21 protein-coding genes are annotated in these 25,202 nt (G+C 72.5%); 8 read left to right on the plus strand and 13 right to left on the minus strand.

The window, feature by feature from the left end; genetic code table 11:
* The first annotated feature begins 125 nt into the window (after nucleotides 1-125).
* Together GSY65_RS12810 and GSY65_RS12815 are read left to right on the plus strand one after the other, a co-directional pair.
* Nucleotides 126-1,370, plus strand: a complete 1,245-nt coding sequence (locus GSY65_RS12810; RefSeq protein WP_159767445.1) for a carboxylate--amine ligase — start codon at nucleotides 126-128, stop codon at nucleotides 1,368-1,370.
* A complete protein-coding gene (locus GSY65_RS12815; protein ID WP_159767446.1) occupies nucleotides 1,370-2,629 on the plus strand; it encodes an NAD(P)-binding domain-containing protein in 1,260 nt (419 codons plus the stop codon). Before GSY65_RS12810 ends, GSY65_RS12815 begins: the two co-directional genes overlap by 1 nt.
* A 49-nt stretch (nucleotides 2,630-2,678) precedes the next feature.
* Here the strand turns inward: GSY65_RS12815 and GSY65_RS34490 are convergent, their stop codons facing one another.
* The 3 genes from GSY65_RS34490 to GSY65_RS12830 all read right to left on the minus strand — a co-directional run bounded on the left by GSY65_RS34490 (nucleotide 2,679) and on the right by GSY65_RS12830 (nucleotide 4,499).
* Nucleotides 2,679-3,455 carry a chaplin gene (locus GSY65_RS34490; protein WP_159767447.1) on the minus strand — a complete coding sequence of 259 codons (777 nt, stop codon included), beginning with the start codon at nucleotides 3,453-3,455 and terminating at the stop codon, nucleotides 2,679-2,681.
* Between the two features lie 111 nt (nucleotides 3,456-3,566).
* The gene (locus tag GSY65_RS12825; RefSeq protein ID WP_159767448.1) at nucleotides 3,567-3,824 is read right to left on the minus strand and encodes a chaplin; all 258 of its coding nucleotides are present in this window, start codon (nucleotides 3,822-3,824) and stop codon (nucleotides 3,567-3,569) included.
* A 261-nt stretch (nucleotides 3,825-4,085) separates the two neighbouring features.
* Entirely contained in the window at nucleotides 4,086-4,499 is a 414-nt protein-coding gene (locus tag GSY65_RS12830; protein ID WP_159767449.1) for a rodlin, read from the minus strand.
* A 249-nt stretch (nucleotides 4,500-4,748) separates the two neighbouring features.
* Here GSY65_RS12830 and GSY65_RS12835 point away from each other — a divergent pair, with 249 nt between their 5' ends.
* Together GSY65_RS12835 and GSY65_RS12840 are read left to right on the plus strand one after the other, a co-directional pair.
* A complete protein-coding gene (locus GSY65_RS12835; RefSeq protein WP_159767450.1) occupies nucleotides 4,749-5,162 on the plus strand; it encodes a rodlin in 414 nt (137 codons plus the stop codon).
* A 120-nt stretch (nucleotides 5,163-5,282) separates the two neighbouring features.
* A complete protein-coding gene (locus tag GSY65_RS12840) occupies nucleotides 5,283-5,693 on the plus strand; it encodes a rodlin (RefSeq protein ID WP_159767452.1) in 411 nt (136 codons plus the stop codon).
* 141 nt (nucleotides 5,694-5,834) lie between these two features.
* Here GSY65_RS12840 and GSY65_RS12845 read toward each other — a convergent pair whose 3' ends face one another.
* Nucleotides 5,835-7,760 (minus strand): AMP-dependent synthetase/ligase, encoded by a 1,926-nt coding sequence (locus tag GSY65_RS12845; RefSeq protein ID WP_159767454.1) that lies wholly within the window; start codon nucleotides 7,758-7,760, stop codon nucleotides 5,835-5,837.
* 124 nt (nucleotides 7,761-7,884) lie between these two features.
* Between GSY65_RS12845 and GSY65_RS12850 the strand changes: the two genes are divergently transcribed.
* On the plus strand, nucleotides 7,885-8,502 hold the full coding sequence (locus GSY65_RS12850; RefSeq protein ID WP_159767455.1) for a chorismate mutase: 618 nt from the start codon (nucleotides 7,885-7,887) through the stop codon (nucleotides 8,500-8,502).
* A gap of 500 nt (nucleotides 8,503-9,002) precedes the next feature.
* Here GSY65_RS12850 and GSY65_RS12855 read toward each other — a convergent pair whose 3' ends face one another.
* The 7 genes from GSY65_RS12855 to iolC all read right to left on the minus strand — a co-directional run bounded on the left by GSY65_RS12855 (nucleotide 9,003) and on the right by iolC (nucleotide 18,913).
* Nucleotides 9,003-9,914 (minus strand): ABC transporter permease, encoded by a 912-nt coding sequence (locus GSY65_RS12855; protein ID WP_201452526.1) that lies wholly within the window; start codon nucleotides 9,912-9,914, stop codon nucleotides 9,003-9,005.
* Entirely contained in the window at nucleotides 9,911-12,571 is a 2,661-nt protein-coding gene (locus GSY65_RS12860) for an alpha/beta fold hydrolase (protein ID WP_159767458.1), read from the minus strand. The genes GSY65_RS12855 and GSY65_RS12860 overlap by 4 nt, the downstream gene beginning before the upstream one ends.
* Nucleotides 12,572-12,811: 240 nt before the next feature.
* Complete coding sequence (gene mmsA, locus GSY65_RS12865; protein ID WP_159767460.1) at nucleotides 12,812-14,314, minus strand: CoA-acylating methylmalonate-semialdehyde dehydrogenase; 1,503 nt, start codon at nucleotides 14,312-14,314, stop codon at nucleotides 12,812-12,814.
* A gap of 16 nt (nucleotides 14,315-14,330) precedes the next feature.
* Nucleotides 14,331-16,220 carry a 3D-(3,5/4)-trihydroxycyclohexane-1,2-dione acylhydrolase (decyclizing) gene (iolD, locus tag GSY65_RS12870; protein ID WP_159767462.1) on the minus strand — a complete coding sequence of 630 codons (1,890 nt, stop codon included), beginning with the start codon at nucleotides 16,218-16,220 and terminating at the stop codon, nucleotides 14,331-14,333.
* Nucleotides 16,217-17,074 carry a 5-deoxy-glucuronate isomerase gene (iolB, locus tag GSY65_RS12875; protein WP_159767464.1) on the minus strand — a complete coding sequence of 286 codons (858 nt, stop codon included), beginning with the start codon at nucleotides 17,072-17,074 and terminating at the stop codon, nucleotides 16,217-16,219. Before iolB ends, iolD begins: the two co-directional genes overlap by 4 nt.
* 7 nt (nucleotides 17,075-17,081) lie before the next feature.
* Nucleotides 17,082-17,966, minus strand: coding sequence for a Cgl0159 family (beta/alpha)8-fold protein (locus tag GSY65_RS12880; protein WP_159767466.1), 885 nt, complete (start codon nucleotides 17,964-17,966; stop codon nucleotides 17,082-17,084).
* A complete protein-coding gene (gene iolC / locus GSY65_RS12885; protein ID WP_159775877.1) occupies nucleotides 17,963-18,913 on the minus strand; it encodes a 5-dehydro-2-deoxygluconokinase in 951 nt (316 codons plus the stop codon). Before iolC ends, GSY65_RS12880 begins: the two co-directional genes overlap by 4 nt.
* A gap of 124 nt (nucleotides 18,914-19,037) precedes the next feature.
* On the opposite strand from iolC, the gene GSY65_RS12890 reads away from it, so the two are divergent.
* The 3 genes from GSY65_RS12890 to GSY65_RS12900 all read left to right on the plus strand — a co-directional run bounded on the left by GSY65_RS12890 (nucleotide 19,038) and on the right by GSY65_RS12900 (nucleotide 21,137).
* The gene (locus tag GSY65_RS12890) at nucleotides 19,038-19,955 is read left to right on the plus strand and encodes a sugar phosphate isomerase/epimerase family protein (protein WP_159767468.1); all 918 of its coding nucleotides are present in this window, start codon (nucleotides 19,038-19,040) and stop codon (nucleotides 19,953-19,955) included.
* A 334-nt stretch (nucleotides 19,956-20,289) separates the two neighbouring features.
* On the plus strand, nucleotides 20,290-20,493 hold the full coding sequence (locus GSY65_RS12895) for a helix-turn-helix transcriptional regulator (protein ID WP_159767470.1): 204 nt from the start codon (nucleotides 20,290-20,292) through the stop codon (nucleotides 20,491-20,493).
* Nucleotides 20,494-20,546: 53 nt separating this feature from the next.
* Entirely contained in the window at nucleotides 20,547-21,137 is a 591-nt protein-coding gene (locus tag GSY65_RS12900; protein WP_159767472.1) for a GNAT family N-acetyltransferase, read from the plus strand.
* A gap of 466 nt (nucleotides 21,138-21,603) precedes the next feature.
* Here GSY65_RS12900 and GSY65_RS12905 read toward each other — a convergent pair whose 3' ends face one another.
* On the minus strand, nucleotides 21,604-22,656 hold the full coding sequence (locus GSY65_RS12905) for a zinc-dependent alcohol dehydrogenase family protein (RefSeq protein ID WP_159767474.1): 1,053 nt from the start codon (nucleotides 22,654-22,656) through the stop codon (nucleotides 21,604-21,606).
* A 123-nt stretch (nucleotides 22,657-22,779) separates the two neighbouring features.
* Nucleotides 22,780-25,110 carry an MMPL family transporter gene (locus tag GSY65_RS12910; protein ID WP_159767476.1) on the minus strand — a complete coding sequence of 777 codons (2,331 nt, stop codon included), beginning with the start codon at nucleotides 25,108-25,110 and terminating at the stop codon, nucleotides 22,780-22,782.
* Nucleotides 25,111-25,202: the final 92 nt, after the last annotated feature.

The raw sequence follows: 25,202 nt of genomic DNA on the forward strand, positions 1-25,202 counted from the left end.
ATTTCCACCTATTGACAATCAGTCATACGAATGTGAATTCCGCCAACCGGGGCTCGTGCCTTCGGGTGGGCGGATCGCCCGCACGGGTGACCCGATCCGAATGACATGTGCGAAGCCCCAAGGAGATGTCCGTGCCACCGCTCGACACCCGTGTCCCGGCCGTTCTGCTGCGGACCGACCCCAATCCGTTTCACCACGGAACCCTCGGGGCCGTGCGTTCCCTCGGCCGGGCCGGTGTGGAGGTGCATCTGGTCGCCGACTGCGCGGGAAGTCCCGTGGGCGGCACGCGCTTCCTCGCCGGGATCCACGCCCCGCCACCGCCGGGCGCGGCCCTCGACGAGTTCGCCGCCGTCCTGCGCCGCGTCGCCGAACGCCTGTCCCGTCCGGCCCTGTTGGTGCCGCTGGACGACGCGAGCGCCGTCGCCGCCGCACTACTCCGCGAGCAGCTGTCGTACGGCTATCTCCTGCCTGCCGCCCCCGCCGGCCTCGCCGAACAGGTCGCCGACAAGGCCGAACTGGCCGGTCTGTGCGCCCGCCTCGGCATCCCGCACCCGGCGACCGCACTGCCCGGCAGCGCCCCCGAGGCGGCCGCGGCCGCCCGCGAACTGGGTCTGCCGGTGGTGGCCAAGTGGTCCCGGCCGTGGCTGCTGCCCGCCGGGGAGGGGCTGCGCAGCACCGTGGTGGTGCGCACGGCCGGGGAGGCCGCCGCGCTGTACCGGCGTACGGCACGGGCGGGCAGCCGTCTGCTGCTCCAGGCGTTCCTGCCGCCGGGCCCGGACCGCGACTGGTTCTTCCACGGGTACGCCGACCGCGGCGGGGCGGTGCGGGGCGGCGGCCCGGGACGCAAGCTGCGCGCGTGGCCGCCCGGCGCCGGTCTGACCACCGTCGGCCGCTGGACGCCGAACCCGCAGGTCCGGGACCTCGCCGAGCGGCTGGTCGACGCGCTCGGCTACCGGGGCGTGTTCGACCTGGACTTCCGCCGTGACGGCGCGACCGGCGCGTACCACCTGCTCGACTTCAACCCGCGCCCCGGCGCCCAGTTCCGGCTGTTCGCCGACACGGCCGGTGTCGACGTGGTCCGCGCGCTGCACCTCGACCTCACCGGCCGGCCGGTCCCGCAGGGGGCGCCGGTGCCGGGGCGGACGTTCGTGGTGGAGAACTACGCCCCGCTGGCCGTCCTCCTCCCCCAACCCCGCGAGCTGGCCTGGCACGCCAGGGACGACCTGGGGCCGGGCGCGGCGCTCTGGCCGCTGTGGACCCGCCACAGCCTCGGTCGTCTGCTGGCGCCCCGCACGGCCCGCCCGCCCCTGCCCGTCCCCGCCCCGCACGACCCGACCCACGACGCGACCGAGAGAGCGAGCAGCCACTGATGTACGACCTGCTGGTGGTGGGCGCCGGCCCGTACGGCCTGTCCATCGCGTCCCATGCCGCGGCAGCCGGGCTGAGCCTGCGTGTGCTCGGCCGCCCCATGGCGTCCTGGCGGGACCACATGCCGCCCGGCATGTTCCTGAAGTCCGAGCCCTGGGCCTCCAACCTGTCGGACCCCGAGGGCCGTTGGCGGCTGGACGTGTACTGCGCCGAGCAGGGCGTCGAGGGGGGCCACGGCCGCCCCGTGCCGGTCGGCGTCTTCGCCTCGTACGGCCTGTGGTTCGCCCGCAACGCCGTACCGCCCGTGGACGAGCGGACGGTGACCCGCCTTCAGCGGCGCTGCGGCGGTTTCGAGGCGCTGCTGGACGACGGCGAGACGGTCCGCGCCCGCACGGTGGCCCTGGCGATCGGTGTCGTCCCGTTCATCGACATCCCCTCCGCCTTCCGCGGGCTGGGCCCCGAGCGTGTCTCCCACAGCAGCCACCACCACGACCTGGGCCGTTTCCGCGGCCAGGACGTCACGGTGATCGGCGCCGGGCAGGCCGCCCTTGAGACGGCGGCGCTCCTGGCCGAGCAGGGCACCCGGGTCCGGGTGCTGGCGCGGGCCGCCGCGCTGCGCTGGAACGAGGTGCCGCCGCCCCTGGCGCGTGCCCGGCGCGACGCGCTGCGCGCCCCGCACAGCGGTCTCGGCTGCGGCTGGCGCAACTGGTTCTACGCGGAACGGCCCGGCTGGTACCGGCGGCTGCCCGAGGCACGGCGCATGCGGATCGCGAGCGAGGCGCTGGGCCCGGCGGGCGCCTGGTGGGTGCGCGACCGGGTCGAACCGGCCGTCGAGGTACGGCTCGGTCAGGAGGTCGCGGTCGCGTACGAGACGGGCGGTGCCGTACGGCTGGAGACGGTGGGCCGCGGCGGCGAGCTGACGTCGCTGGACACCGACCACGTGATCGCCGCCACGGGCTTCCGGGCGACCTGCGCGCGGATCGGCCTGCTCGCGGACGACGTACGGGCCGCTCTGGCGCCCCTGCCCGACGGCTCCCCCGCGGTCGGACGGGACTTCGAGTCCTCCGTGCCCGGCCTGTTCTTCGCGGGCCTGACCACCGCGTCCGGTTTCGGCCCCGCGATGCGCTTCGTGCACGGCGCGACGTTCACGGCGGACACCCTCGTGCGGGGCGTCCGGCGGCGGCTGCGCTCGGGGGTGCCCGGCGGGCCGGCCCCGGTGCCGGGGGCGAGGACAGGCCTGGCCTCGACCGCCGGGCTGTGACGGGCACGGGTGCCGGGCGCATGCGGCGCGTCCGGCACCCGGCCCCGGCTCAGCGATCCGAGGCCGCCCTGCCCCGGCGGTACAGGATGCCGCCGCCCAGGATCAGCCCCAGACTCGCGGCCGACATCCCGACCAGGGTCTCCGTGTCACTGCCGGTGTCCGCCAGGCTCGGAGGCCGGTGCGTCGGGGGCGTGTCGGTGGGGGGCTTGTCCACCGGCGGCTTGTCCACGGGGGGCTTGTCGGTCGGCGGCTTGTCGACCGGAGGCTTGTCCACGGGGGGCTTGTCGACCGGAGGCTTGTCCGTGGGCGGTTTGTCCACCGGAGGCTTGTCGACCGGAGGCTTGTCCGGTGGGGTGTCGCCGTAGCCGGGGCTGTCGCCGTAGCCGCCCGGCGTGTCACCGTAACCGCCGCCGTGCTCGCCCTCGTCGCCGTAGCCACCGTCGTCGCCGTAGCCACCCTCCTCCCCGTAGCCACCCTCGTCTCCGTGCCCGCCGGCGTCCTCGCGGTCGCCGTAGCCGCCGGCGTCCTCGTGTCCCTGATCGTCGCGGTGGGCAGGCGCGGAGGGTTCGGCGGCCTTCGTGGCGTCCTTGGTGGCGCAGCCGTTGCCCGTCGCCGGGTTGACGATGCCGACGACGTCGACGGAATTGCCGCAGGCGTTCACCGGGAGGGTCACCGGCGCCTGCGCCGTGTTGCCCGACACGACGCCGGACGAGCTCGAAGTGGCCCCGTGCGCGCTCGAATCCGCGAGCACCGGAGTGGCGTAGAGGGTCAGAAGACCCGTCGTCGCGGCGGCCACGACCATTCCCTTGCTCAGGGTCTGTCGCAATCTCGTGTTCTTCCTGCTCGAAGAAGTGGGAAAAGCCGGCCCCGGAGCCGATGAAGGCATCCCGAGACCGGCTGTGGCACAGCCGAGCGGCTGGCCCGATGCGCTACGACGTCAGTCGTTGACGCAGACGTTCCCGAACGCGGGGTTCAGCAGCCCGATGACGCTGATGGTGTTCCCGCAGACGTTGACCGGGATGTGGACCGGAACCTGGACCACGTTGCCCGACAGGACACCCGGCGAACCGATGGCGGCACCCTGGGCCTCGGAGTCGGCCATGGCCGGGCTCGCGGCACCCACGGCCATGATCGCGCCGGCGACGACAGCAGCGCTCTTCTTGAGCTTCACGTCATTTCCCTTCTCTGCGGTCATGCCTCGTTTGACGGTCGAAACCGAGCGGACACAGCATGGACGGCCCGCATCATGACCTGCAGCCTGTGAAACGAGGAATAGACACCGGAAGAAACTGAGGAACGCGAGGCGTCGGGTAATTCACCCGAACGACTCACAGATGAGAACGAACGGCGTGTCGGCCGTCGCTCGAACGGCTCAGGAACCGTACGCACGCGAAGGGCTCGGGCCGCCCGCGCGTCTTTCGCACGGGCGGCCCGAGCCGCGTTCGGATTCCTTCGGTCAGCTCCGGTTGGCGCCGTTGCCGGAGAGCACCGGGATGTTCGACAGGATGTGCGAGAGCGGCTCGTCACCCTTGGCCTGCGTGGAGTTCTCCGCGCACTGCTGGTTCTGCGGGGCCGAGAGGACCGGAACGTCCTGGACGGCGGTGATCGGGATGGCACCGATGACCGAGCCGACGTTGGCCTTGACCGGCAGGCCGACACAGAGCTTGTTGAGGGAGCCCTGGACCAGCGAGGCCTGAGGGCTCATGTCGCCCTTCGTGGAGGCGTTCCCGTACGACTGCTCGGCACCGTTCCCGTTGGCGGTGCTGACGCCCTCGTCATTGCCGATGGCGAGCGCCTGGGGCGCGGCCGCCGCCGAGACACCGACGGCGGAAGCCGCGAGCACGGTCGCGACCATTGCCTTCTTGAGCATTTATCCGGTCCTTTCATGGCAGCGCCACACAATCTTGCGTCCACCTCAACCCGAGTCGGATGCATTGGTTGCGGGCGTTCACCCGGATGGCCCTCACCACCCCGGAAATCACGGGAAAAGACCCGCTCGTGGACTTGATGACAATGTGATTCACGTGGTCCATCAGGGTGATTCGGAGGAACCAAGCCGGTCGCGGCCAGTTGTCCAGTGCGCTCCGGTGGACGGGGTTACTTCAGAAGGGACCAGCAAGTGATCAAGAAGGTTTTCGCCGCCGCGACGATCGCCGCTTCCGTCGTCGGAGCCTCGGCCGCCGCCGCACCCCAGGCGCTGGCGATCGGCAACGACGGCGGGGTCAGCACCGCCAACGGCAACGGCTCCGCGCAGATCTACGGCAACCAGGCCACCTACGGGAACATGAGCCCGCAGATGGCGCTCATCCAGGGCTCGCTCAACAAGCCCTGCATCGGTCTCCCGGCCAAGGCCAACGTCGGCTCGGTCATCGGTGCCATCCCGATCACGGCCGTGCAGGACGTGCCGATCCTGTCCGCGCCGCAGAACCAGCAGTGCGTCGAGAACTCCACCCAGGCCAAGGGTGACGAGCCGCTCTCGCACATCCTGTCGAACATCCCGGTCCTGTCGGGCAACGGCGCCAACCGGAGCTGACGTGGCGCCCCGGTCGCCTCTGGGCCGAACGGGGCACACCCCGCAACCACGCCGTCCAGCGCGGTGTTGATCCTCACGCGGCTCCGCATCGGAGTCCGCTCCTCGAAAGGGCATACGAACATGAAGAAGCTGTGGGCGACCGCGGCCGTCGCCGCCTCCGTCGCCGGCCTCTCGGCCGCCGCCGCCGCTCCGGCGCTGGCGATCGGCAACGACGAGGGCGTCAACACCGCCAACGGCAACGGCTCGGTCCAGAAGTACGGCAACCAGAAGACGCACGGGGACATGAGCCCTCAGCTGTCGCTGGTCCAGGGCACGCTGAACAAGCCCTGCATCGGCCTGCCGGCCAAGGTGAACGTCGGCTCGGTCGCCGGCCTCATCCCGATCACCGCCGTGCAGGACGTGCCGATCCTGTCCGCGCCGCAGAACCAGCAGTGCGTCGAGAACTCCACCCAGGCCAAGGGTGACGAGCCGCTCTCGCACATCCTGGACAACATCCCGGTCCTGTCGGGCAACGGCGCCAACCGGAGCTGACACCGCGGCGCGGCTGACCGCGGAACCGCGCGAGCGGGTCGCCGAGTTTCTCGGCGGCCCGCTTCTCCGTGTCCGGCCCTGCCCGGCCGGCGTCCGGTCGGTGGTCCGTCCCGTTTCCGGGGCCTGTGACGGCCCCTCGGCTCACTTCTTCGCGTAGAGCGACTCGATGGCCGCCGCGTAGGCCGCCGTGACGGGGTGGCGCCTGACCTTCATGGACGGGGTGAGCAGCCCGTTCTCCTCGCTGAACTCGCCCTCGACCAGCTTGAACTCACGGATCGACTCGGCGCGGGAGACGGCCTGGTTGGCGTAGTCGACGGCTTTCTGGACCTCCGCGCGCATCCGGGGGTCGGCGACGATCTCGGAGAGCGGGGTGTCCGGGGACATCCCGCGCACGTGCAGCCAGTGGCCGACGTCCTCCGGGTCGAGGGTGATCAGGGCGGCGACGAAGGGCCGGTTGTCGCCGACGACGATGCACTGGCCGACCGGTGGGCGGCTGCGGAGACGGTCCTCCAGGACCGCCGGGGAGACGTTCTTGCCGCCGGAGGTGACGAGGATGTCCTTCTTGCGGCCGGTGATCGTGAGGTAGCCGTCGTCGTCGAGGGCGCCCAGGTCGCCGGTGGCGAACCAGTCGTCGGTGAGGGCGGCGTCGGTGGCGACCGGGTCGTTCCAGTAGGTGCCGAAGACGATGTCGCCCTTGATGAGGACCTCGCCGTCGTCGGCGATGCGGATCGCGGTGCCGGGGACGGGCCGGCCGACCGTGCCGGGGCGGGGCTTGAGCGGCGGGACGATCGTGGCGGCCGCGGTGGTCTCGGTGAGGCCGTAGCCCTCGTAGACGATGATGCCCGCGGCGTAGAAGAAGTGGTTGAGGTCGCGGTCGAGCGGGGAGCCGCCGCTGATGGCGTAGCGCATACGGCCGCCCAGCTCGCTCCGGATACGGCGGTAGACCAGCGCGTCGTACAGGGCCCAGGCGGCGAACAGGCCGGGGGTGGGGCCGGGGCCCCGGTCGAGGAACTTGTCCAGGTACGCCTTGGCGAAGCGGACGGCGACGCGGTGGGCGCGGTCGAAGGAGGCGCCGCGGCCGATGCGTTCGGCGGTGGCGCGGCCGGTGGCGTGGATCCGCTCGAAGAGGTACGGGACGCCGACGACGAAGGTGGGGCGGAACCTCTTGAGCGCGGGCCGCAGTTCGTCGGGCCTGATGCTCGGGCAGTGGCCCAGCTCGATCCGGGCGAGCAGGCAGGCGATCTGGATGGTGCGGCCGAGGATGTGGGCGAGGGGCAGGAAGAGGAGGGTGGAGGCGACCTGGCCGGTGATCTCCTTGAAGATCGGGTGGAGGAGTTCGACCGTGTTGGCGGCCTCCGCGTACAGGTTGGCGTGGGTGAGGACGCAGCCCTTGGGACGGCCGGTGGTGCCGGAGGTGTAGCAGAGGGTCGCGGCCGTGTCCGGGGTCAGGGCGGCGCGTCGCTTGGCGACCTCGTCCTCCGGGACGCTCCGGCCGAGGTCGGCCAGCACGTCGAGGGCGCCTGCGTCGAGCTGCCAGACGTGCGGGGGCCGGGAGTGCGCGGCGGTGGCGGTGGCGACGGCGGCCGCGTTCTCGGGGGTCTCGACGATCACGAAGCGGGCGCCGGAGTCGCGGACGATCCACTCGATCTGGTCCGGTGAGGACGTGGCGTAGATCGGGACGGACTGGCCGCCGGCCGCCCAGACGGCGAAGTCGAGGACGGTCCACTCGTAGCGGGTGCGCGACATGAGCGCGACCCGGCCGCCCGGTTCCAGGCCGGCCGCCACCAGGCCCCTGGCGGTGGCGGTGACCTCGCGGGCGAAGGACGCGGCGGTGACGGGGTGGAACGTGCCGTGGGCGTCGGCTCGGCGCAGGACCACGGCGTCCGGGGCCTCGGTCGCGTTGCGGAAGGGGAGGTCGGCGGTGCTGCCGACGCTCCGGCGGGGCGCGAGGGCCGCGGTGCGCGCCTCACGGACCACGCCCTGTGCGTCCCTGATCACCTCGACCGTGACGCGGTCGGCGAGGTCCGCGCGCCGCTTCGCCTGGTTCAAGTCCTTGCGTACACCCATCACGGCTCCCCGAGGCCGGCCACCGATTTCATTACCGACGGGTCAACTTACCGGTAAGTAAGGATTTTTCAATGGTGGGGACCGACTCCGGCGAACCGTCGGGTTCGCGTGGTAGGTGTGGATCATGCGCCCCCACCGCCTCGGGTCCGTCCTGGTATCCGTCTGCGTCACGTCCGCCGTGGCGCTCTCCGGTGCCGTACCGGCCGTCGCCCAGTCCCCCGCCGCTCCCCCTCCCCGTACGGTCGCGGAGGCACGGACGCTCACCGTGCTGACCGACCTTCTCGCCCAGCGGCTGCTCGTCGCCGACAAGGTCGCGGCGGCCAAGTACGGCACGAGCACGCCGATCGACGATCCGGTGCGGGAGAAGGCGATCCTCGACGACGTGGCCGCGCGGGCGGCCGGGCTCGGGCTCGACCCGGCGGCGGTGACCGCGGTGTTCCGGGACCAGATCGAGGCGAACAAGCTGGTGCAGCGGGGCCTGTACGCCCGCTGGGACGCGCACCCGCGGGAGCGGCCGACCGAGCGGCCGGACCTCGTGAAGGAGGTGCGGCCCGTGCTCGACCGGATCACGACGGGGGTGCTGACCGCGCTGGCGGAGACGGAACCCCTCCGGGCCGGGGCCTCCTGCGCGCCCCGGCTGCGGCGTGCGGCGATCCGCTCGGCGTACACCCACCGCCTGGACCTGCTCCATGCGGAGGGGCTGGTCCGGGCGCTGCCCTCGGTGTGCGGGGAGCCGTCCTGACGTCCTGGCGTCCCGGCGTCCTATGTCATCAGGGTGCGAGTCGCCTGAATGCGTCCGCCGGGTCGGTCAGTTGGCCGTCCTCGCGGCCCCTGTTCAGGTCGCGGACGTGGACGGACAGTTCGCGCAGGGTGGGCCGGCCGGGAGGCCGGTCCGGCGGGGGCGTCGGGCGCGGGGGCCGGGAAGCCGCCGGCGGTGCGGCCGCCGGCCCTCGGAGCCGTCGTACGAGGAGTCGCGCTCGCCGCTTCGGCGCCGCAGCCGGTGAGGAGCAGCGCCCCGGCCGCGCCCAGGGCGAGGAGCCGGGTGGTCGGTCGTCCGTCGTCCCTGGGCCGGGCTGTGTGCGCATCGGGCCCCCTCGGCACGTCGTCGTCGCCCTGTCGTGGGGCGGCTGTGGTGACCGTGACGGCCGAGGGGGTCCGAAGGTGCGGTACGGGGCGGTGTGGACGGGTGTCGAAGCGGCCACGGCGGGGGGCGCCGAGACCGGTGGGTGATCCTCCGTCGACCTACGAGACCACGTCCTTGCGGCCGAAACCGCGGAAGGCCAGGGCGAACAGGACCAGCGCGTAGGTCACCGAGACCGAGACGCCCTGGATCATGTCGGTGTACTCGGGCTGCGGGCGGACGACGTCCAGCCAGGCGTACTGCCAGTGCGCCGGCAGGAAGTGGCGCCAGTCGCCGAGGGCGGTCACCGAGTCGAGGACATTGCCGACGATGGTGAGGCCGACGGCGCCACCGACCGCGCCGAGCGGGGCGTCGGTGCGGGTGGAGAGCCAGAACGCCATGCCCGCGGTGACCAGTTGGGACACGAAGACGTACCCGACGGTGATCACCAGGGCCTGGGCGGCGGCGCCGGAGGACAGCTCGCCGCCCGTGGGGAGTACCAGGGGGCCCCAGCCGTAGGCGACGGTGCCGATGGCGAGGGCGACGACCGGGAGCAGCACCAGCGCCGCGAGGCTGAGGGTGAGGCCCACGACGAGCTTGGACCACAGCAGCCGGGCGCGGGGGACGGGCGCGGCGAGGAGGTAGCGCAGGGAGGACCAGCTGGCCTCCGAGGCGACCGTGTCGCCGCAGAACAGCGCGACCGGGATGACCAGCAGGAACCCGGCGGCGGCGAAGAGGTTCACCGCGGCGAAGTTCGCCCCGGACGCCGTCGCCGTGTCCATCAGGTTGATCCGGTTGTTGCCCTCGCCGGGGGTGCCGCCGATCTGGAAGGCGACGACCAGGATGATCGGCAGGGCGAACAGGATGCCGCCCATGACCAGGGTGCGCCTGCGCTTCAGCTGCCGGACCAGCTCCACCCGCAGGGGCAGGGTGCGGCCCGCGCGGTAGCCGTCGGCGACCTCGACGGGGGTCGGGTGCCCGGGTTCCGTGCGGCCGGGCTCTGCGTGCTCGGCACGCTCGGCCAGCGTGCTCATGCGGACTCTCCGATCAGGGTGAGGAAGGCGTCTTCGAGGCGGCGGTGGGGGCCGACCGCGTCGACGGGGACCTCCAGCCGGACCAGCTCGGCGATCAGGCGCTGGGCGCTGCCGTCCGCGTCGAGGCGGACGACCAGTCCGTCGTCGGTGCGCACGGCCGACTCGATGCCCGGCAGTGCGGCGATCTTGTCGACGACGGGTTCCTCCACGGGGGTGGAGGTGCCGACCAGCAGGGTGTCGCCGGAGCCGACGATCTCACCGACCGGGCCCGCCTGGACCAGCTTGCCGCGGTCCATGACGACCAGATGGGTGCAGGTCTGCTCCACCTCGGCCAGCAGATGGCTGGAGACGATGACGGTACGGCCGGCGGCGGCGTAGCGGATCATCACCTCGCGCATCTCGCGGATCTGCGGCGGGTCGAGTCCGTTCGTCGGCTCGTCGAGGATCAGCAGGTCGGGCAGGCCGAGCATGGCCTGGGCGATGGCCAGGCGCTGGCGCATGCCCTGGGAGTAGGTGCGCACCGCGCGGGCGAGGGCGTCGCCGAGACCGGCGATCTCCAGCGCCTCCTCCAGGTGGGCGTCCTCGGCGGGGCGGCCGGTGGCCCGCCAGTACAGCTCCAGGTTCTCCCGGCCGGACAGGTGCGGGAGGAAGCCGGCGCCCTCGACGAAGGCGCCGACGCGGGACAGGACGGGCGCGCCCGGCACGATCGCGTGGCCGAAGACGCGGATCTCGCCGCCGTCCGGCTGGATCAGGCCCATCAGCATGCGCAGGGTCGTGGTCTTGCCGGCGCCGTTCGGGCCGAGGAGACCGAGCACCTGGCCCTTGTCGACGCGGAAGGACAGGTCGCGGACGCTGTACCGGTCGCCGTTCTTGTACTTCTTGCTCAGGTCGGTGATCTGGAGCGGGACCTCGGCGAGCGCCGGGTCGGGGGCGGGCGTCGCGACGCGGCGGCGGCCGGTGACGAGCAGGGCGGCCGCGACGGCCGCGCCGCCGATCGGCAGGTACCAGACCCAGGCGGGCAGGACGTCCGAGCGGTCGGCACCGCCGAGCGGGGTCGGCACCTCCAGGTCGCCCTTCAGGGAGACGGTGTACGTCGCCGGGGCGGCCGGGGAGGCGTAGCCGAGGTCGGTGGAGGCGAGGACCAGGCGCAGGCTGTGGCCGTCGTCGAGTGCGTGGTCGATGGCCGGGAGGGTGAGCTTCACGTCCTTGCCGGACTTCGCGCCCTCCACCCGGACGGGCTGGACGAGCTGGGAGGGCAGCACCTGGGAGGCGCCGCCGGGGCCGACGTCGTACACCTTGGCGAAGAGGACGGCGTCGTCGCTGGTGGACTTCACGTGCACGGTGGCCGTGGGTGAGCCGGTGATCTGGAGGTCGTCGGTGACGGGCTTCGACTGGAACGCGGCGAACTGGCCGGGGAAGTCCAGCGACAGGCTCACGCCGAGCGAGGACAGCTGGGAGAGGCCGCCGGCGGCGCCGCCGATGCCGGGCAGGGCGGAGAGGGCGGGCGGGCTGGCGCCGGCCGGGTTCACGAAGCTCTGCTCGCGTCCGGTGAGGGCGATGGACGTGAGGTCGCTGTCCAGGCCGGGATAGGTGTCGGCGGTGGTGCCGCTCAGGCGGGACTCGCCGTCGCCGGAGCCGGCGCCGAGGGTGCGGGTGACGCGGAACGCGGAGCCGGTGTCGGCGCTCTTGTCGTCCTTCAGATAGCGGTCGAACCACGCCTCGACGCGGGACTGGACGCGTCCGGTCTCCATGTCGCCGCCGTCGTGGCCGCCGGAGATCCAGTCGACGTCGACGGGCGCGCCGCCCGCCTTGATCGCCTTGGCGGCGGCGTCGGCCTGGCCGAGCGGGAAGAGGGAGTCGGTCTGGCCCTGGAGCAGCAGCGTGGGGACCTTGATGCGGTCGCCGACGGCCTCGGGGCTGCGCTCCTCCAGGAGCTTGATCGCCTGCGCGTCCGGTTCCCCGGACTCGGCGACCCGGTCGTACATCGCGCACAGGTCGGCCTCGAACTTGGCGCAGCCGCCGCCGGTGTTGAAGAAGAGGCCGGCCCAGAGCTTCTTGAACACGCCGTTCGGGAAGAGGGCGTCCGCGAGGTTCCAGTACGTGATGGCCGGGGCGATGGCGTCGACCCGGTCGTCGTACCCGGCGGCCAGCAGGGCGATCGCGCCGCCGTAGGAGGCGCCGGCGGCGCCCACCCGCGGGTCGCCCTTCGCGTCCAGCTGGACCTCGGGGCGCTCGGCGAGCCAGTCGATCAGCCGGGAGACGTCGGCGACCTCGGCCTTCGGGTCGTTCAGCCCGATCTTGCCGGTCGAGTCGCCGAAGCCGCGCGCCGACCAGGTGAGCACCGCGTAGCCGTCGCGGGCGAGGTCCTCGGCCTGGCGTCGTACGTCGTTCTTGCTGCCGCCGAAGCCGTGCCCGAGCAGGACGGCGGGACGGCGGCCGGTGGCGCCGGAGGTGAAGTACGAGGTGTCGATGCGGACGCCCTCGCCCATGGCCATGGCCTGGTCCGTGCGCTTCACCGGCGCCGCTTCGTCCGAGGCGGTGGCCGTCCAGGTGCCCGCACCGGCGAGCACGATGACGGCGGCCACGGCGGCGAGGGTCCGCCGCGGCCTGTGCCGCAGCGCCCCGCGCAGTCGCAGCCCGGTCAGTCGAAGATCCATGCGTCAACGGTACGGGGCTCCGGCGGTACCCCACGGCACCCTCCGGGCGGAGGAGCGGGCCCTCCCAGGGTCGTACGGGGGGAATTCGGCATACAGCGGGTGCGGTATGCCGAAGGCGCGGGACGGACTCGACAGCAACCTGACAAGTGGGGGCGGACCGGTGGTCGCCGCACGGTTCTCCACCCCCGACGCGCGTCCTCCCCGCACCCCGAGGGGGTGCGGGGAGGACGGGGCGGGTGCTCAGTGGTTGCGCGGGAAGCCCAGGTCGACGCCGGTGGGGCCGTCGGCCGGGTCGGGCCAGCGGGTCGTGACGACCTTGCCGCGGGTGTAGAAGTGGGTGCCGTCGTTGCCGTAGATGTGGTGGTCCCCGAAGAGGGAGTCCTTCCAGCCGCCGAAGGAGTGGTAGCCGACGGGGACCGGGATCGGGACGTTCACGCCGACCATGCCGGCCTCGACCTCCAGCTGGAAGCGGCGGGCGGCGCCGCCGTCCCGCGTGAAGATCGCGGTGCCGTTGCCGAACGGCGAGGCGTTGATGAGGGCCATGCCCTCCTCGTAGGTGTCCACGCGGAGCACGCACAGGACGGGGCCGAAGATCTCGTCCTGGTACGCCTTGGCGGAGGTCGGGACCTTGTCGAGGAGCGAGATGCCGATCCAGTGGCCGTCCTCGAAGCCGTCGACGGTGAAGCCGGTGCCGTCGAGGACCACCTCGGCGCCCTCGGCCGCCGCGCCCGTCACGTACGAGGCCACCTTGTCGCGGTGGACCTTGGTGATCAGCGGGCCCATCTCGGAGGTCGGGTCGTTGCCGGGGCCGATCTTGATCTTCTCGGCGCGCTCGCGGATCTTCTCCACCAGCTCGTCGCCGATCGCGCCGACCGCGACGACCGCGGAGATCGCCATGCAGCGCTCACCGGCCGAGCCGTACGCGGCGGAGACGGCGGCGTCGGCCGCGGCGTCCAGGTCGGCGTCCGGGAGGACCAGCATGTGGTTCTTGGCGCCGCCCAGGGCCTGGACGCGCTTGCCGTTCGCGGAGGCCGTGGTGTGGATGTAGCGGGCGATCGGGGTGGAGCCGACGAAGGAGACCGCCTTGACGTCCGGGTGCTCCAGGAGGCGGTCGACGGCCACCTTGTCGCCGTGGACGACGTTGAAGACACCGTCGGGCAGCCCGGCCTCGGCCAGCAGCTCGGCGATCTTCATGGAGGCCGAGGGGTCCTTCTCGGACGGCTTCAGCACGAAGGTGTTGCCGCACGCGATGGCGAGGGGGAACATCCACATCGGGACCATCGCCGGGAAGTTGAACGGCGTGATGCCCGCGACGACACCCAGCGGCTGGCGGATCGAGGAGACGTCCACGCGGCTGGCGACCTGCGTCGACAGCTCGCCCTTCAGCTGCACGGTGATGCCGCACGCCAGGTCGACGATCTCCAGGCCGCGCGCGACCTCGCCGAGCGCGTCCGAGTGCACCTTGCCGTGCTCGGCGGTGATCAGCTCCGCGATCGCGTCGCGGTTGGCGTCGAGCAGCGCCCGGAACTTGAACAGAATGGAGGTGCGCTGGGCCAGCGAGGACTGGCCCCAGGTCACGAAGGCCTCCTTGGCGGTGCGTACCGCCGCGTCGACCTCGTCGACGGTCGCGAAGGCGACCTGGGTGGTGACAGCGCCGGTCGCCGGGTCCGTGACCGGACCGAACGTACCCGACGCGCCTTCGACGGTCTTGCCGCCGATCCAGTGGTTGACGATCTTCGTCATGCCGAAAGACTCCTTCTTACAGATGGCGGCGTCGGGTTGAGACGTGCCGGTCGTACTCCTCGCGTGCCCTGACCGCCGACACTCGGGTCGCGGTCTCGGCCACAGGTACATCCCACCAGGCCTGTGCCGGGGGCGGGCCCGACACTGTGTCTGCGGTTTCGGTCTCCACGTAGACACAAGTGGGAGTGTCGGCGGCCCGCGCCTCGACGAGGGCCGCGCGCAGCTCGCGGACGGTCTTCGCGCGCAGGACGCGCATGCCGAGGCTGGCCGCGTTGGCGGCGAGGTCCACGGGCAGCGGGGCGCCCGTGAACGTGCCGTCGTCCGGGTTCCGGTGCCGGTAGGCGGTGCCGAACCGCTCCCCGCCCACCGACTCCGACAGGCCGCCGATGGAGGCGTACCCGTGGTTCTGCACCAGGAGCATCTTGATCGGCACGTTCTCCTGGACGGCCGTGACGATCTCCGTCGGCATCATCAGATACGTGCCGTCGCCGACCAGCGCCCACACCGGGCGCCCGGGAGCGGCCATGCGGACACCGATCGCGGCCGGGATCTCGTAGCCCATGCAGGAGTAGCCATACTCCAGGTGGTACTGGTCACGCGACCGCGTCCGCCACAGTTTGTGCAGGTCGCCGGGGAGGGAGCCGGCGGCGTTGATGAGGATGTCGGACTCGTCGACGATCTCGTCGAGGAGGCCGAGGACCTGTGCCTGGGTGGGCCGGGTGTCCGGCTCCTCCGCCTCGTAGCAGGCGTCGACGCGGTGCTCCCAGCGCTGCTTGTCCTCGCCGTACTCGGCGACGTACGCGTCCGCGACCCGGTGCCCGTGCAGTTCCAGCGCCTCCGTCAACTCCTCCAGACCGGCCCGCGCGTCCGCGATCAGCGGCATCCCGGAGAGCTTGTGGCCGTCGTAGGGCGCGATGTTGAGGTTGAGGAAGCGGACGCCGTCGGCGGCGAAGAGGGTGCCGGAGGCGGTGGTGAAGTCCGTGTACCGGGTGCCGACGCCGATCACCAGGTCGGCGGTGCGGGCGAGTTCGTTGGCGGTCGCGGTGCCGGTGTGGCCGATCGCGCCGACGTCCTGCGGGTGGTCGTACCGCAGGGAGCCCTTGCCGGCCTGGGTGGAGGCGACGGGGATGCCGGTGGCGTCGGCGAGTTCGGCGAGCGCCTCCTCGGCGCGGGCGTGGTGGACACCGCCGCCGGCCACGATGAGCGGACGGCGGGCCTCGCGGATCACCCGTACCGCGTCGGCCAGTTCGGCCTGGTCCGGGGCGGGCCGCCGTACGTGCCAGGTCCGTTCGGCGAAGAACTCCTCCGGCCAGTCGTACGCCTCCGCCTGCACGTCCTGCGGCAGGGCGAGGGTCACGGCGCCCGTCTCCACGGGGTCCGTGAGCACCCGCATCGCCTGGAGGGCGGCCGGGATCAGCGCCTCGGGACGGTTGACCCGGTCGAAGTACCGCGACACCGGGCGCAGCGTGTCGTTGACGCTGATGTCGCCGGCGTACGGCACTTCGAGCTGCTGGAGGACCGGGTCCGCGGGCCGGGTCGCGAAGATGTCGCCGGGCAGGAGCAGCACCGGCAGGTGGTTGATGGTGGCGAGGGCGGCGCCGGTGACGAGGTTGGTGGCGCCGGGGCCGATCGACGTCGTCACCGCGTGCGTGGACAGCCGGCCCGACTGGCGGGCGTAGCCGACGGCGGCGTGCACCATGGCCTGTTCGTTGCGGCCCTGGTGGTACGGCATCACGTCCGCGTACTCGACGAGGGCCTGGCCGAGGCCCGCGACGTTGCCGTGGCCGAAGATGCCCCAGGTGGCGCCGATCAGCCGCTGCCGCTCGCCGTCGCGCTCGGTGTACTGGGCGGCGAGGAACCGCACCAGCGCCTGCGCCACGGTGAGCCGCGTGGTCCCGGTGGTCATCGGTACCCCTCCGTGTGGTCGGGATGGAAGCAGATCCGCCACTGCCGCTCGGTGCCCGGACCGGCCATCACGTTCAGGTAGTACATGCTGTGGCCGGGCTGCGCGATGGACGGGCCGTGCCAGCCGTCGGGGACGAGGACGGCGTCACCCGAGCGGACCTCGGCGAGGACGTCGGCGCCGCCCTCGCGGGAGGGGAACACCCGCTGGTAGCCGAAGCCGTTCGGGCCGTCGATCTCGAAGTAGTAGATCTCCTCCAGCTCGGTCTCCTCCCCGGGCCGGTTCTCGTCGTGCTTGTGCGGCGGGTACGAGGACCAGTTGCCGCCCGGGGTGATGACCTCGACGGTGATGAGCTTGTCGCACTCGAAGGCGTCGGCGGAGGCGAAGTTGCGCACCTGGCGGGCGCAGGTGCCGCTGCCGCGGTCTTCGACGGGAACCTCCGGCGCGGGGCCGTAGCGGGCGGGGAGTCGTCGCTCGCACCTCGCTCCTGCCAAAGCGAAGCGGCCTCCCGCGCCGGAGGCGATCTGTACCCGGGCGTCGCGGGGCGCGTAGACGAAGTCGGAGACTCCGGCGAACACGTCCTCGCGGCCCAGGATGTCGAACTCTGCGGTGCCGTCGCCGGTCGGTTCGTCCGGTTCACCCGGTTCCTCCGACACGCGAACCGTACAGGCGCCGTTGAGGGACAGCACGATCCATTCGCTGTCCCCGGTGGTGAAGGTGTGCTCGCCGCCCGGCTCCAACTCCACGACGCGCAGGCTGCTGTGGGTCCAGCCGGCCCGCTCGGGGCCGATGTCGAGGGTGTACCCCCCGTGGGCGGTCGTCCCCTTGGGGACGTACAGCTCGGTCTTGTGTGTCATGCGGCCCTCACAGCAGTCCTACGGCGGTGTCCACGGCGGCGGTCACGTCGTCGTCCGCCGGGTAGAGCAACGAACGGCCGACCACCAGGCCCTGGACGGTGGGCAGTTGCAGGGCGCCCCGCCACTTCTCGTACGCGCCCTCCTGGTCCTCGCCGACGTCGCCGCCGAGGAGGACGGCGGGCAGGGTCGAGGTCTCCATGACGCGGGCCATGTCGTCGGGGTTCTCGGTGACGGGCACCTTCAGCCAGGTGTACGCGGAGGTGCCGCCGAGACCGGCGGCTATGGCGATCGACCGGGTGACCGCGTCGGCGGAGAGGTCGTTCCTGACCTTGCCGGTGACGGGGTCGCGGCGGCTGATGAACGGCTCGACGAAGACGGGGAGCCGCCGCTCGGCCATGGCGTCCACGGCGTGCGCGGTGGACTCCAGGGTGTCGAGGGAGCCGGGGTCGTCGTAGTCGACGCGCAGCAGCAGTTTGCCGGCGTCGAAGCGGAGGCGCTCGATGTCCTCGGGGCGGTGGCCGGTGAAACGGTCGTCCAGTTCGAAGGAGGCGCCCGCGAGTCCGCCGCGGTTCATCGAGCCCATGACGACCTTGCCGTCGAGGGCACCGAGGAGGAGCAGGTCGTCGAGGATGTCGGCGGTCGCGAGCACCCCGTCGACGCCGGGCCGGCCGAGCGCCAGGCACAGCCGTTCGAGGAGGTCGGCGCGGTTCGCCATGGCGAGCCTGCGGTCGCCGACGGAGAGGGCGCCGCGGGCGGGGTGGTCGGCGGCGACGATCATCAGCCGTCCGGAGTCACCGATCAGGGGGCGGCGGACCCGGCGGGCGGCGGCCTCGGCGATCGCCTCGGGGTGGTGGACCCGGGTGCGGACCAGGGCGGAGACGTCGATGCTCACCGCACTTCCCCCGCCGTGACCGCGGCCTCGATCTCCTGCGCGGTGGGCATCGCGGAGGAGCACTCCAGACGGGAGGCGACGATGGCGCCGGCGGCGTTGGCGTGCCGCATGATCCGCTCCAGGTCCCAGCCTGCGAGCAGGCCGTGGCAGAGGGACCCGCCGAAGGCGTCGCCGGCGCCCAGTCCGTTGAGGACGTTCACCGGCAGCGGCGGCACCTCCGCGGTCGTGCCGTCGCGGTGCACCGCGAGCACGCCCTTGGGGCCCTGCTTCACCACCGCGAGTTCGACCCCGGCGGCCAGCAGTGCCTCGGCGGCGGCGTGCGGCTCGCGGACGCCGGTGGCGACCTCGACCTCGTCCAGGTTGCCGACGGCGACGGTGGTGTGCCGCAGGGCCTCCGCGTAGAACGGGCGGGCCGCGTCGGGATCGGTCCAGAACATGGGCCGCCAGTCGAGGTCGAAGACGGTCGTGCCCGCCTTGGCCCGGTGGGCGAGGGCCGCGAGCGTCGCCGTGCGGCTGGGCTCCTCGCTCAGACCGGTGCCGGTGACCCAGAAGACGCGGGCCTCGCGGATGGCCTCCAGGTCCAGCTCATGGGCGTCGATCTCCAGGTCCGGCGCCTTGGGGCGGCGGTAGAAGTACAGCGGGAAGTCGTCCGGCGGGAAGACCTCGCAGAACGTGACGGGAGTGGCGAGGCCGGGGACCGCCGTCACCCAGCGGTCGTCGACGCCGAAGTCCCGCAGCGCCTGGTGGAGGTACTCGCCGAAGGGGTCCTCGCCCGTGCGGGTGATGACGGCGGTGTCCCGGCCGAGCCGGGCGGCGGCCACCGCGACGTTCGTCGCCGATCCGCCGAGGAACTTCCCGAAGGACGTCACCTGCGGCAGTGGGACCCCCGTCTGCAGCGGATACAGGTCCACACCGATCCGCCCCATGGTGATCAGGTCGTACGCCATCGAGTTCCCTTCGTGCTCCGGTTCCGTCAAGGTCTAGCTCCGCGGGAGCGACCCTGTCAATGTTTTGTCCAGACATTCGGACTACCTATTGACACCCTTCGGTTCCGGCCTGAAGCTGGCCGCCATGACGTCGTTGTCACCTCAGTCCTCACTCTCGCGCATCCGGATCGGCTCGGCGCCCGACTCCTGGGGCGTGTGGTTCCCCGACGACCCCCAGCAGGTCCCCTGGCAGCGCTTCCTCGACGAGGTGGCCGCCGCCGGCTACGAGTGGATCGAGCTGGGCCCCTACGGCTACCTGCCGAAGGACCCCGCCGTTCTCGCCGAGGAGACGGCAAAACGTGGCCTGAAAGTGTCGGCCGGCACGGTCTTCACCGGGCTGCACCACGGCCCCGACGTGTGGGAGAAGACCTGGGCGCACGTCGCCGACAACGCGGTCCTCGCCCAGGCCATGGGCGCCAAGCACCTCGTCGTCATCCCCTCCTTCTGGCGGGACGACAAGACGGGCCAGGTGCTGGAGCCCAGCGAGCTGACCGTCGAGCAGTGGCGGCACCTCACCCACCTCACCGAGCGGCTCGGGCGGGAGGTGCGGGAACGGTACGGCCTGCAGATCGTCGTCCATCCGCACGCCGACACCCACATCGACAGCGAGGAGAACGTCGTCCGCTTCCTGGACGGCACCGACTCCTCGGTGGTCTCCCTGTGCCTCGACACCGGGCACTACGCGTACTGCGGCGGCGACAGCGTCAAGCTGATCGAGACGTACGGCGAGCGCATCGGCTATCTGCACCTCAAGCAGGTCGACCCCGAGATCCTGGCCGACGTCCGGGCCAAGGGCACGCCGTTCGGGCCCGCCGTGGCGCAGGGCGTGATGTGCGAGCCGCCGAAGGGCGTGCCCGAGCTGGGGCCCGTGCTGGAGGCCGCGCAGAAGCTGGACGTGGACCTGTTCGCGATCGTCGAGCAGGACATGTACCCGTGCGAGCCGGACGCTCCGCTGCCGATCGCCAAGCGGACGCGGGCGTTCCTGCGGTCCTGCGGCGCGTAGGTCTCCCGAGCCGGGGGGAGGGCGCGGGAGCTGCGGGACGTTCGGGGCCGCGGTTGCTCCGCGGCCGGTCGCGCGGCTCCCCGCGCCCCTTGGGGCGCGGCGCCCCCCCCCCCGACCACGAGGCACCCCATTCATCACTCGCGTCACAAAAGTCACCTTTCTGTCACACGTGTCACGTGTACGCGGGCCTTTGGTCACGGGTGGTCCACGAGGGGCCCCCGGTGATCACTGTGCGTCGTTGAGCGAGCAGAGTCTTGTGATCGCCAGCGCAGCGCCCGGCTCCCCCGACGGTCGTCCCGGCCGCCGCCGCGGCGCGCGCGGGGAGGTGCCACAGATGACCGACCGACGCCTCTGGTCGTACAAGGACATCGCGGCGCACATCCGTGTGCAGCCCGACACCGTCCGCTCGTACCGCAAACACGGGTTGCTGCCGCCGCCCGACCACGTGGAGGGCGGCAAACCGTACTGGTACGCGGACACGGTCCGCGCCTGGGTCGCCTCCAGACCGGGCAACCGGGGGCGCAGGGCGGGCGACTGACGACAGCGCTTATTCGTTTGCCCCGGAATCCTCGCACTGCCGAGGATTCCGGGATGAGCTTCTCCGAGAAACCCGTACTCACCGGTGAGCGGGCCGTCCTGCGGCCCTTCACCGCGGACGACACCCCCGTGATGGCCCGCATCCTGGCCGACCCGGAGGTTGTCCGGCTCACCGGGAGCCAGGACGGGCCGTACGACAGGGAGAGGCTGCGCACCTGGTACGGCAACCGCGGCGAGCAGACCGACCGCCTCGATCTCGGCATCGTGGACCGGGCGAGCGGTGAACTGGTCGGCGAGGTCGTCCTCAACGAGTGGGACGAACCCAACCGCAGTTGCTGCCTCCGGATCCTGATCGGCCCAGCCGGGCGGGACCGCGGGCTGGGCACGGAGGCCGTGCGGCTGACGGTGGGCCACGCCTTCGAGCGGCTCGGTATGCACCGCGTCTCGCTGTACGTCTTCACCCACAACCCGCGGGCCCGGCGCGCCTACGAGAAGGCGGGGTTCGTGGCCGAGGGCGTGGAGCGGCAGACGCTGTGGCAGGACGGGGAGTGGATCGACGCGGTACGGATGTCGATCCTCGCCCCCGAGTGGGCCACGCACCGCGGCCGCCCGGAGCGGGGCCACGCCGGTCCCGGGGCACGGTGACGCTCGGGGGCCGGTGACGGTCGAGGGCCGCTGAATATCGGGGGCCACTGACCGTCGGGGCCCGGCAGACCGTCGGGGCGTTGCTGATCGTCGGGGCTCGGGGGTCGGCTGGCCGTCACGGCCCGGCAGACCGTCGGGGCCCGGGGGTCGGCTCGCCGTCACGGCCCGGCAGACCGTCGGGGCCCGGGGGCCAGCAGGACGTCACGGCCCGGCAGACCGTGAGCGCACGGCTGATCGGCACAGGCCCTCCGGCCGCACGGCCCGGCCCGCGTCGCGGCCCGTCCGGAGCCAAGGCCGCCCACACCGCCATGGCCCCGCTCCATGTCGGGGCCCCGATGATCGTCGGGGCTCAGGGGTCGGCCGGCCGTCGGGGTCCGTCCGGCTTCGAGGGCGCCCCTGACGCCGCCCGGGCTCGGGCGACGTCAGGGGCGGCGGCAGGCGGTCCGCTCTCGGTGTCCGTAGGCCGTCATGGGCGGTTCGTCCAGGGCTCGATGACCGTCACGCCGCTGCCCGGTGCCGTGCCCAGCGCGGCGAGTGCCTCGGGGACGGCGTCCAGCCCGATCGTGGACGTCACCAGGAGGTCGGGGCGCAGAACTCCCGAGCCGACCAGTTCCAGCATGGGCGGGTAGGCGTGGGCCGCCATGCCGTGGCTGCCGAGGAGTTCCAGCTCCAGGGCGATCGCGCGGGCCATGGGGACGGGGGTCGTGCCGGTCGGTGACGGGAGCAGGCCCACCTGGACGTGGCGGCCCCGGCGGCGGAGGCTGCCGACCGAGGCGGCGCAGGTCACCGGGGAGCCGAGCGCGTCCAGCGAGAGATGGGCGCCGCCGCCGGTGAGTTCCCGCACGGCCTCGGCCGTGTCCTGGACCGCCGAGGCGTCCACGCAGGCCGCCGCGCCGAACGTACGCGCCAGGTCCAGGGCCCGGGGCGAGACGTCGACGGCGACGACCCGGGCGCCGGAGGCCGCCGCGATCATCACCGCCGACAGGCCCACTCCCCCGCAGCCGTGCACGGCCACCCACTCGCCCGCCGCGACCCTGCCCTGCGCCACCACCGCCCGGAACGCCGTGGCGAACCGGCAGCCCAGGGAGGCCGCCGTGCCGTACGACAGGCCCTCCGGCAGCGCCACCAGGTTCACGTCGGCGTGGTCCAGGGCGACGTACTGGGCGAACGAGCCCCAGTGCGTGAACCCCGGCTGGGTCTGCCGCTCGCACACCTGCTGGTCCCCGGCCGCGCAGGCGGCGCAGCTGCCGCAGGCGCACACGAACGGGACGGTGACCCGGTCGCCGGGCTGCCAGCGGGTCACCCCGGCGCCGGCCTCCTCCACCACCCCGGCGAGCTCGTGGCCGGGGACGTGCGGCGGGGTGATGTCCGGGTCGTGGCCCATCCAGGCGTGCCAGTCGCTGCGGCACAGGCCCGTGGCCTCGACGCGGACGACCACGCCGTGGACCGCCGGGGCAGGGTCCGGGACGTCCCGTACCTCGGCCGGTTCACCGAACCGCTCGAACACCACCGCGCGCATACGCCCTCACCCTCGCCCTCACCGCCCGGCGGGTCGGCGGGCCGGCAGGCCGGGGGCCCGTATGTCCGCCGGCCCACCGACCCGCCGGCCCACCGGCCTGTCGGAGATCCTTTGCGGTGAACGCTAACCAGAGACATCCACCTTGTCGTGGTCGCTCCGCCTGTCGGCGCCGCTCTCCTCGTCGCGCTCGTCCTCCTCGGGCTTACCGGACGCGGTCGCCGGGGTGGGCGAGGTGCTCGCGGTCGCCGTCTCCGTCGCGGTGGCGGCCGGGGTCCCGGTGGCGCGCGGGGCCGACTCCCCCTCGCTCAGGCCGAACCGCTCGTGGAACCTGCGCAGCGGGGCCGGGGCCCACCAGGTGGCGCGGCCCGTGAGCCGCATGAAGGCCGGGACCAGCAGGCTGCGCACGATCATCGCGTCCATGAGCACGGCGAGGGCGAGGCCCAGGCCGAGCATCTTGGTGTTCGTCACCCGTGAGGTGCCTATGGCGATCATCACGACGGCCAGGATGACGGCGGCGGCGGTGATCAGGCCGCCGGTGCGCTGGAGACCGTGGCGGACGGCGGCGGTGTGGTCGCCGCTGTGGTCGTACTCCTCCTTGATGCGGGAGAGCAGGAAGACGCCGTAGTCCATGGAGAGGCCGAAGGCCACGCAGAACATCAGCACCGGCAGGGTCGTCTCGATGGAGCCGGAGCTGGTGAAGCCCAGCAGGCCGGAGAGGTGGCCGTCCTGGAAGACCCAGATCATCGCGCCGAACATCGCGGTGAGGCTGAGCGCGTTGAGCAGGACCGCCTGGAGGGGGACCAGCACGCTGCCGGTGAGCAGGAAGACCAGCAGGAGGGTCACCACGGCGATGAAGGAGAGGGCCAGCGGCAGGCCGCCGCCTATCGCCTCCTTGGTGTCGACCAGGACCGCGCCCGCACCCGTCACCGACGTCTTGAACGGGGCGTCCGCCGCCCGGTCCCGTATGTCATGGACCAGGTCCTGCACGGCCTCGTCGACCACGTCGCCCTCGGGCTGCACGGCGAAGTAGGCCGCGTCGCCGTTCACCACGGGGCCGTCCACCCGGAGCACGTCGGGCAGGGCGGCGATCTCGTCCTTGTACGCGGCGTACTCGGCCTGGCTCGCCCCACCCTCGGCGAGGATCTCCAGACCGCCGCCGGGGGTGCCCGGGAAGTCCTCCCGGATGTGCTGCTGGACGACACGGGACTCGGCGGACGCGGGGAGCTGACGGTCGTCGGCCGCGCCGAACTTCACGCCGAGGAAGGGCAGGCCGAGGAGGACCAGGCCGGCGGTGGTGGCGAGGGCGAAGACGGGGGCGCGGCGCATGACGACGTCGGCCGTGCGGCCCCAGGCGGCGCCCTCCTCCCGCGCGGGAGCCCCCTCGGCCCTGCGGCGCCTGAACAGCTTGCGCAGGTCGAGGGAGTTGACCCGCTCGCCCAGCAGCACCAGGGCCGCCGGGAGCACGATCAGGGCCGCCGCCGCGGCGAGCAGGACGACCGCGATTCCGGCGTAGGCGATGGACTTCAGGAAGGACTGGGGGAAGACCGCCATCGCGGCCAGCGAGACGGCGACCGTGAGCGCCGAGAACAGGACCGTGCGTCCGGCGGTGCGCAGGGTGGTGGCCACCGCGGTCCGGGGATCGGCGCCGGCGGCCAGTTCCTCGCGGAAGCGGCGCACGATGAACAGCGCGTAGTCGATCGCGAGGCCGAGGCCCATGGCCGTGGTGAGGTTCAGCGCGAAGATCGAGACGTCGGTCAGTTCCGTGAGGCCGCGCAGGATCGCGTTGGTGCCGAGGATGGCGACGACGCCCACGACGAGCGGCAGCAGGGCGGCGACCGCGCTGCCGAAGGCCATCACCAGCAGGACCAGGGTCACCGGCAGGGCGATCAGCTCGGCCCGCAGGAGGTCCTCCTGGATGATCGTCTGCATCTCGTGGCGCACGGCGACGACGCCGCCGACCTTCACCTCGACCGGGCCGTGCTGGCCGCGGAACTCGGGAGTGATGCGGTCCAGCGTCGCGTTCATCGTGGTCTCGTCGCCGGTCAGGCGGGCCGCTATCAGCGCCTGACCGCCGTCCTCGGCACGGAGGCCGGGGGCGCCGGTCTGCCAGTAGGAGCCGACGCCCGTGACGCCCTTCTCGGCGGCCAGCCGCTCGGTCAGCCGCTTCGCCTCGGCGGCGACCTCCGGATCGTCGACCGAGGCGTCGCCCGCGTCGACCATCAGCAGCAGGTTCGGCTGGGAGTTCGGGAACTCGCGCTGCAGCGCCTTGGTCGCATAGGTGGACTCGGCCTTGGGGTCCTCCCAGCCGCCGCTGGTCAGACGGTCGGCGACATCGCTGCCCGCGACGACCGCGAGGGCGGTGATCAGCAGGGCCACGAGCAGGGAGAGCCGGGGACGGGCGGTCACCAGTCGGGTCCAGCCCCCTGCCCGGGGTGGCCTGTTGACTTCGGTCATGGTGCGGTGTCCCCTTCAGTCTGATCCGTGCCGTGCGCAGCCGGGCGGACGGATACGCCACGCCATAAACTGGCAAACACGAGAACTCGCTC

Origin of the sequence: Streptomyces sp. HM190 (genome assembly GCF_009857135.1) — a bacterium.
In the GTDB taxonomy this organism is placed as follows: domain Bacteria; phylum Actinomycetota; class Actinomycetes; order Streptomycetales; family Streptomycetaceae; genus Streptomyces; species Streptomyces heilongjiangensis.

Excerpts from the sequence above, each read along its gene's own strand:
- GSY65_RS12810 (WP_159767445.1), top strand. The coding sequence starts at position 126 with ATGTCCGTGCCACCGCTCGACACCCGTGTCCCGGCCGTTCTGCTGCGG.
- GSY65_RS12815 (WP_159767446.1), top strand. The coding sequence starts at position 1,370 with ATGTACGACCTGCTGGTGGTGGGCGCCGGCCCGTACGGCCTGTCCATC.
- GSY65_RS12825 (WP_159767448.1), bottom strand. The coding sequence starts at position 3,824 with ATGACCGCAGAGAAGGGAAATGACGTGAAGCTCAAGAAGAGCGCTGCT.
- GSY65_RS12830 (WP_159767449.1), bottom strand. The coding sequence starts at position 4,499 with ATGCTCAAGAAGGCAATGGTCGCGACCGTGCTCGCGGCTTCCGCCGTC.
- GSY65_RS12840 (WP_159767452.1), top strand. The coding sequence starts at position 5,283 with ATGAAGAAGCTGTGGGCGACCGCGGCCGTCGCCGCCTCCGTCGCCGGC.
- GSY65_RS12845 (WP_159767454.1), bottom strand. The coding sequence starts at position 7,760 with ATGGGTGTACGCAAGGACTTGAACCAGGCGAAGCGGCGCGCGGACCTC.
- GSY65_RS12850 (WP_159767455.1), top strand. The coding sequence starts at position 7,885 with ATGCGCCCCCACCGCCTCGGGTCCGTCCTGGTATCCGTCTGCGTCACG.
- GSY65_RS12855 (WP_201452526.1), bottom strand. The coding sequence starts at position 9,914 with ATGAGCACGCTGGCCGAGCGTGCCGAGCACGCAGAGCCCGGCCGCACG.
- GSY65_RS12860 (WP_159767458.1), bottom strand. The coding sequence starts at position 12,571 with ATGGATCTTCGACTGACCGGGCTGCGACTGCGCGGGGCGCTGCGGCAC.
- mmsA (WP_159767460.1), bottom strand. The coding sequence starts at position 14,314 with ATGACGAAGATCGTCAACCACTGGATCGGCGGCAAGACCGTCGAAGGC.
- iolD (WP_159767462.1), bottom strand. The coding sequence starts at position 16,220 with ATGACCACCGGGACCACGCGGCTCACCGTGGCGCAGGCGCTGGTGCGG.
- iolB (WP_159767464.1), bottom strand. The coding sequence starts at position 17,074 with ATGACACACAAGACCGAGCTGTACGTCCCCAAGGGGACGACCGCCCAC.
- iolC (WP_159775877.1), bottom strand. The coding sequence starts at position 18,913 with ATGGCGTACGACCTGATCACCATGGGGCGGATCGGTGTGGACCTGTAT.
- GSY65_RS12890 (WP_159767468.1), top strand. The coding sequence starts at position 19,038 with ATGACGTCGTTGTCACCTCAGTCCTCACTCTCGCGCATCCGGATCGGC.
- GSY65_RS12895 (WP_159767470.1), top strand. The coding sequence starts at position 20,290 with ATGACCGACCGACGCCTCTGGTCGTACAAGGACATCGCGGCGCACATC.
- GSY65_RS12900 (WP_159767472.1), top strand. The coding sequence starts at position 20,547 with ATGAGCTTCTCCGAGAAACCCGTACTCACCGGTGAGCGGGCCGTCCTG.
- GSY65_RS12905 (WP_159767474.1), bottom strand. The coding sequence starts at position 22,656 with ATGCGCGCGGTGGTGTTCGAGCGGTTCGGTGAACCGGCCGAGGTACGG.
- GSY65_RS12910 (WP_159767476.1), bottom strand. The coding sequence starts at position 25,110 with ATGACCGAAGTCAACAGGCCACCCCGGGCAGGGGGCTGGACCCGACTG.